The organism is Nocardia araoensis NBRC 100135 (assembly GCF_000308435.1).
GTDB lineage: Bacteria > Actinomycetota > Actinomycetes > Mycobacteriales > Mycobacteriaceae > Nocardia > Nocardia araoensis.
In genome coordinates, this window is sequence record NZ_BAFR01000052.1 from 1 (window position 1) to 5,952 (window position 5,952).

Here is a 5,952-nt window from a genome sequence, read left to right on the forward strand (position 1 = left end):
TTCCTGAAGACGGCGGTGGAATCGCTCTACGGCCAGGCCCTGCTGATGACCCACCGCCCGCTGAGCGCGGCCGACACGGCGTTGCTCAATCGCGCCTTCGGCGAATTCCTCGGCTGGGCCACCCAACGCGCCGCCGACCGCGGCGAAGAGACGGAGTGAGCATGGACGCCGCCGAGATCGGCGCGGCACTGGCACAGGTCTACGCGCTGCCGCACGGCCGGACGCGGACCGAGCGACTGGAGACCCTCGCCGCGGCCGCGCGAACCGGGTCCGATCGCGCGCTGGAAGGCAGGGTGCTGCTGGAACTGGCGCAGTCCTACACCTACGCGGGGGAACGCGATCTGGTCCCCGTCGCCTACGGCAGGTTGCTGCGGATCTACGACGATCACCCCGACGAGCTGGGCTCGATGACGCACTCGGTGCACTGGTACCTGAAGTGGGCGACCTGGGGCATGCTCGACAACCCCGCGATACCGCTGTCCACGATCGATCGCTGGTTCGACGAACTCGACCTCCGCTATCGGCAGCGCGGCTACAGTCCGCGCCCGGTGCTGGCCCTGCGCTCCGAACTCGCCCGCGAGATCGGTGACACCGCGGCCGCCGCCGCGTGGCTGGAACAGGCGGTGGCCGCCGCACGCGACAGCATGTCCGACTGCGATGCCTGTGAACGCGGCGAATGGGGCGTGACGAGCGTGGCTCTCGGCGACGACGAGGGCGGGCTGGCGCACTGGAAGCCCGTGCTCGACGGCGAACGGACCTGCGCCGAGGAACCGCACCGCGTGCTGGCGAAAGCCTTGCTTCCGCTGGTGCGGACCGGCCGCGTCGCGGCAGCGCGCGGCGCGCACCTGACCGGATACCCGCTGGTCCGGCATACCGAGGACCTGCGCCCGTCGGTGGCGCTGCACGTGGAATTCTGCGCGCTGACCGGCAACGAGGCGCGCGGGCTCGAGATCCTCGCCGAACACGCGAGCTGGTTGGCCGATTCCGGCGCCGACGCGGGGGCGCGCCTGGCGTTCGCGACCGGGGTGTGCGTGCTGCTGCGCAGGCTGGTGGCGCTGCGGCTGGGCGATCTTCCGCTGGCGGACGGGACGGTGGAATCGGTGCGCGCCCGGCTGGAGGTCGAGATCGCCGCGCTGTGCGGCCGCTATGACGCCCGCAACGGCAACAGCGCGGTCAGCTTGCGCACGGCCGCCCGGCTCGCCGCCGAACCGCTGTTGGATCGGTTGCCGCTCGGTGTGCGCAGCACATTGCCGCGCGCCGGGAGCGTGCCGGACAGCGCACCGGCAGTCGACGACTTCTCCGGCGACCGGGCTGCGGAGGTCCGCAGGCTGGCCGAACTCGGCGCGGCCCGGCTCGCCGATACGCCCGAGGAGGCGGAAGCGCACCTGCGGGAAGCGCTCGCGCTCGGTACCTCGGTACTGCCCGGCGAGGAGGCCGCCCGGCTGGGCGCGCAGCTGGTCATCGCCATCGCGAGTCAGCCGGACCGGGAACTCGATCTGGCCGACGCCGCGGTGCGCGCCGCGGCACGCTGGGAAGGACTGTCCGAACCGGACGTGCTGCATCACACCGTGGTCGCCGCACGCGCGTTCCATCGCGCCGAGCGCCACGGCGAGGCCGTCGCCCTGTTCGAACAGGCGCTGCTCAGCGGTGTGCTTCCGTATCCGTCCGGTGAACTGGCGGTGGTGCGCGCACAGTTCGGCCGATCGCTGAACGCACTGGACCGCCACCGCGAAGCCGCGCGGCAGTTCCTCGAGGGGGCACGACTCGTCGAGCACGACCTGGAGCGGGCGAAGCTGCACGCCGAGCTGGCGTGGTCGGCCGCCACCGCGCTGGAGTACTGCGGGCAGGACGACGAGGCGGTGGCGGCATACCACCGCGCCGCGCGGCTGTGGGCCCGGCTGGGCGCGGTGGCGGCCCGGGCGCGTTGCCTGCGGGCGGCGGCCTGGCTGCACGTGTCCGGCGACGCCGATCCCGAACCCGGGCTCACCTGGATGCGGACGCTGATCGCCGAGCTGGCCGCGCTGGCGGACCGCTCGGCCGAGGCAGCCGACGAACTGGCGCGCACCCGCGAGCAACTGACCCGGATGCGGAAGGTCGGCGGCGGCACGGGAACCACCGTCTGAGGCGTCGCCGCCGGGCACGCGCGGCAGGCCGGAGTGCGGGCGGGTGTCTCCAGTCCAGTGCCCGTCCCCGCTTACCGGCCACCTGCGACCCGTTAAGCTCGGCAGTCATGCACGAGACAGGTCGGCGCGGCCGCAAGCTCGGGGTGATGGGCGGCACGTTCGACCCCATCCACCACGGGCATCTGGTCGCCGCCAGCGAGGTCGCGCACCGGTTCGACCTGGACGAAGTGATCTTCGTCCCGACCGGGCAGCCGTGGCAGAAATCGCACAAGCAGGTCAGCCCGGCCGAGGACCGGTACCTGATGACCGTCATCGCGACCGCGTCGAACCCGCGGTTCTCGGTGAGCCGCGCGGACATCGAACGGGGCAAGGTCACCTACACCGTCGACACCCTGCGGGAGATGCGGTCGACGTATCCCGGCGCCGAGCTGTACTTCATCACCGGTGCTGACGCGCTGGCCAGCATCCTGACATGGCAGGATTGGGCAGAACTGTTCGAACTGGCGAAGTTCGTCGGGGTGAGCCGTCCGGGGTACGAGCTGAACATCGATCATCTCGAGGAGCATCTGCGCGATCTCCCGTCCGATGCGGTGACCATGGTCGAGGTCCCCGCGCTGGCGATCTCGTCGAGCGAATGCCGTCGCCGCGCCGCCGAGAACCGGCCGGTGTGGTACCTCGTCCCGGATGGCGTGGTGCAGTACATATCGAAGCGGCACCTGTATGTGCCCGGAGCAGCGGAAGGTAGCTGAGCGTGAGCGAGCGCAGCGAAGGTGCGGGCATGAGCGAGCGAACGATCGACACGGCCGCGACTGCCGTCGCGCCGAGCGTCCGGGGGGTGCGGGCATGACCGCGTCGACCGAGTCGGTGGAGATCGCCCAGGTCGCCGCGCTGGCCGCCGACGAGAAGCTGGCGTCCGACGTGGTGGTGCTGGACGTGTCGGAGCAGTTGGTGATCACCGACTGCTTCGTGATCGCGTCCGCGCCCAACGAGCGTCAGGTGAACGCGATCGTCGACAACGTGGAGGAGAAGCTGCGCGCGGCCGGGCACAAGCCGGTCCGGCGGGAGGGTACCCGCGAAGGTCGCTGGGCGCTGCTGGACTACGTCGATGTCGTCGTGCACATCCAACACAACGACGAGCGCAATTTCTATGCGCTGGAACGGCTGTGGAAGGACTGCCCTGTGGTGCCGGTCGCCGGCATCACCGGCGCAGCGCCGGATTCGCGCGCCGCGGCGACGGAGGACGAGGCGCGATCGTGAGCAGACATGCCGGCGTGCGCACCCTGATCCTGTTGCGCCACGGGCAAACCGAATGGAACGCCACCGACCGCATGCAAGGCCAGATCGACACCGATCTCACCGAACTCGGTCGCAGACAGGCCAAAGAGGCCGCACGCGAATTGGTTTCGCGCAACGCCATCGCGATCCACTCCTCGGATCTGCGCCGGGCGTTCGACACCGCGACGGCTCTGGCCGAGCACACCGGGCTCACCGTCGTGCCGGACGTCAGATTGCGCGAGACCAACCTGGGCGACTGGGAGGGGCTGACCCATCTGGAGGTGGACGCCGACTATCCGGGCGCGCGCATGGCGTGGCGGCTGGACGCGCGATACACCCCGCCCAACGGCGAGAGCAAACTCGAGGTCGGGGCGCGGTCGCTGCCGGTGGTGCAGGAGTTGCTGGTGCAGCGACAGGACTGGCCGGGCCGGACTATCATCCTGGTGGCGCACGGCGGGCTGATCGCCGCCCTCACGGCCGCGCTGCTCGACCTGCCGCCGCAGAACTGGCCCATCCTCGGAGGACTGGCCAACACCAGCTGGGTGCAGCTCAGCAGTCACGGCCCGAGCATCGAACAGCCCGGCTGGCGTCTGGATGTGTGGAACGCAGCGGCGAAGGTAGCACCGGATGTCCTCTGAAGAACCGATCAGATCGGTCCCGGACGAACTGTTCCGTAAGGTGTCGGCGAGGCCCGAACGGCAGTTGCCCGACGCGTTGTTCGGCGGTCCGCCACCGGCTTCCCGCGAACCCGAGGCTACGTCCGACGGAGCTTCCGGCGCGGCAGGCGAATCCGGCGGCGGATCGGAGTCCGCGGAGGAATCCGACACGGAGGACGACGGATCAGGCGACATCGTCTCCGGCGTGGAGCCGCAGGTGTACGTCGGCACCGCGAACGACACCTCGGGACCGATGGCCGAGTCGGCGGAAGCGCCCGGCGAATCGGTCGTCTCGACGGGGGACGGGTCCGCTGCGGCGCTCGGCGAACCGGTCGCTCCGGTGGCGACCGACGCGATCGCCGAATCGGTTGCCGCAGTGGCGGATGAGTTCGCAGCAGTGCTCGGCGAATCGGCGGTGGACGTGCCCGCGGCGATCTCCGCAACGCCCGCGTCGACCGACGCCGACACAGCGACGACCGGGTCCGCCGTGTCGGGGGAAGCCGAACCCGGTCCGGCCGAGTCGAGCACCGTCGCTTCGGAATCCGCTGACGCCGCCGAAACGCGCGACGCCGCGCGCCCGGTGCTGCTGGTGATCGCCGACTCCCTGTCCTACTTCGGACCCAAGGGCGGGCTGCCCGCCGACCATCCGCGTATCTGGCCGAACCTCGTTGCCGCCGAGCTGGATTGGGACGTCGAATTGGTCGCCAGGATCGGCTGGACCTGCCGCGACGCCTATTGGGCACTGATCGGCGACCCCCGAGTGTGGGCGGCGGTGCCGCGCGCGGGCGCGGTCGTCTTCGCCGTCGGCGGCATGGACACGCTGCCCTCACCTCTGCCCACCGCGCTGCGCGAACTGATCCGCTATGTGCGCCCGCCCGCTCTGCGCCGCGTCGTCCGCTCCACCTACAACTGGCTGCAACCCAAGCTGTCGAAACTCGGCAGGCCCGTGGCGCTTCCGCCCAAGGTGAGCGTCGACTATCTCGAACAGTGCCGCACGGCGCTGGCGCAGTTGCGCCCCGACCTGCCGGTCGTCGCGGTGCTGCCCTCGGTGCACGACTGCGAGGCCTACGGTCGCGTGCACTCCGGGCGGCCACGGGCGGTGGAGGCGCTGCGCGCTTGGTCGAACCGGACCTCGGTGCCGCTGGTCGACCTCGGTGAGGCGGTGCGCGACAACATCTTCTCCGGCGAGGCGAACCCGGACGGCATCCACTGGGGCTGGGACGGTCACACGGCAGTGGCCAACGCGATGGTCAAGACCTTGCAGGAGGTCCGGTAGTCCGTGGCAGTCGTGGTCGTCACCGATTCGTCCGCCAGCCTCCCTGCCGAACACCTCGACGAGCTGGATATCGCCGTCGTCCCGCTGCACGTCCTGGTCGGTGATCGGGCGATGCGCGAAGGCGTCGATCCGGTCGAGATCGACTACGCCTCCGACGCCGTGACCACTTCGGCCGCCTCGCCCGGCGAGTTGCGGGAGGTGTACGAGCGGGCCTGGGAGCGCAGCGGCGGCGACGGCGTTGTCGCGGTGCATCTTTCCCGCCGGCTGTCGGGTACCTGGGAGGCCGGTCGGCAGGCCGTACGCGACATGGACGCCGCCGACCGCGTCCGGCTGGTCGACTCGCTCGGGGCCGGGCTGGCCACCGGGCTGCCGGCGCTGGCCGCCGCGCGGCGAGCCAAGGCAGGGGCGCCGCTGGACGTGGTCTACGACGCGGCGGTCGCGGCCGCCGCACGCGCCCGCACGTTCATCCTGGTCAATCGCACCGAACAGTTGCGGCGCGGCGGCAGGCTGTCGTCGGCGGCGACGTTCTTCGGCAGCGAACTGGTCACCAAGCCGCTGCTGCAGATCGTCGAGGGACGGCTGGAGCTGCGGGAGAAAGTCCGGACGCGGTCCAAGGCGTACG

6 protein-coding genes are annotated in these 5,952 nt (G+C 71.0%); all 6 read left to right on the forward strand.

The annotated features are described in order from the left end of the window. The first annotated feature begins 161 nt into the window (after positions 1–161). On the forward strand, positions 162–2,123 hold the full coding sequence (locus tag ON21_RS40575) for a hypothetical protein (protein WP_039796692.1): 1,962 nt from the start codon (positions 162–164) through the stop codon (positions 2,121–2,123). Positions 2,124–2,230: 107 nt separating this feature from the next. Then, positions 2,231–2,872 (forward strand): nicotinate-nucleotide adenylyltransferase, encoded by a 642-nt coding sequence (gene nadD / locus ON21_RS07400; RefSeq protein ID WP_063821026.1) that lies wholly within the window; start codon positions 2,231–2,233, stop codon positions 2,870–2,872. A gap of 94 nt (positions 2,873–2,966) precedes the next feature. After that, complete coding sequence (rsfS, locus tag ON21_RS07405; RefSeq protein ID WP_039796694.1) at positions 2,967–3,380, forward strand: ribosome silencing factor; 414 nt, start codon at positions 2,967–2,969, stop codon at positions 3,378–3,380. A 71-nt stretch (positions 3,381–3,451) separates the two neighbouring features. Next, positions 3,452–4,036, forward strand: coding sequence for a histidine phosphatase family protein (locus ON21_RS07410; protein WP_373281112.1), 585 nt, complete (start codon positions 3,452–3,454; stop codon positions 4,034–4,036). Between the two features lie 598 nt (positions 4,037–4,634). Then, positions 4,635–5,330, forward strand: a complete 696-nt coding sequence (gene octT / locus ON21_RS40780) for a diglucosylglycerate octanoyltransferase (RefSeq protein ID WP_039796700.1) — start codon at positions 4,635–4,637, stop codon at positions 5,328–5,330. A 3-nt stretch (positions 5,331–5,333) separates the two neighbouring features. Then, positions 5,334–5,952 (forward strand): DegV family protein (locus tag ON21_RS07420; protein ID WP_039796702.1); only part of this gene is annotated, 619 nt, incomplete at its 3' end.

What these genes read in the sequence shown, in the direction of transcription:
- ON21_RS40575 (WP_039796692.1), top strand. Translation starts at nt 162, where the DNA reads ATGGACGCCGCCGAGATCGGCGCGGCACTGGCACAGGTCTACGCGCTG.
- nadD (WP_063821026.1), top strand. Translation starts at nt 2,231, where the DNA reads ATGCACGAGACAGGTCGGCGCGGCCGCAAGCTCGGGGTGATGGGCGGC.
- rsfS (WP_039796694.1), top strand. Translation starts at nt 2,967, where the DNA reads ATGACCGCGTCGACCGAGTCGGTGGAGATCGCCCAGGTCGCCGCGCTG.
- ON21_RS07410 (WP_373281112.1), top strand. Translation starts at nt 3,452, where the DNA reads ATGCAAGGCCAGATCGACACCGATCTCACCGAACTCGGTCGCAGACAG.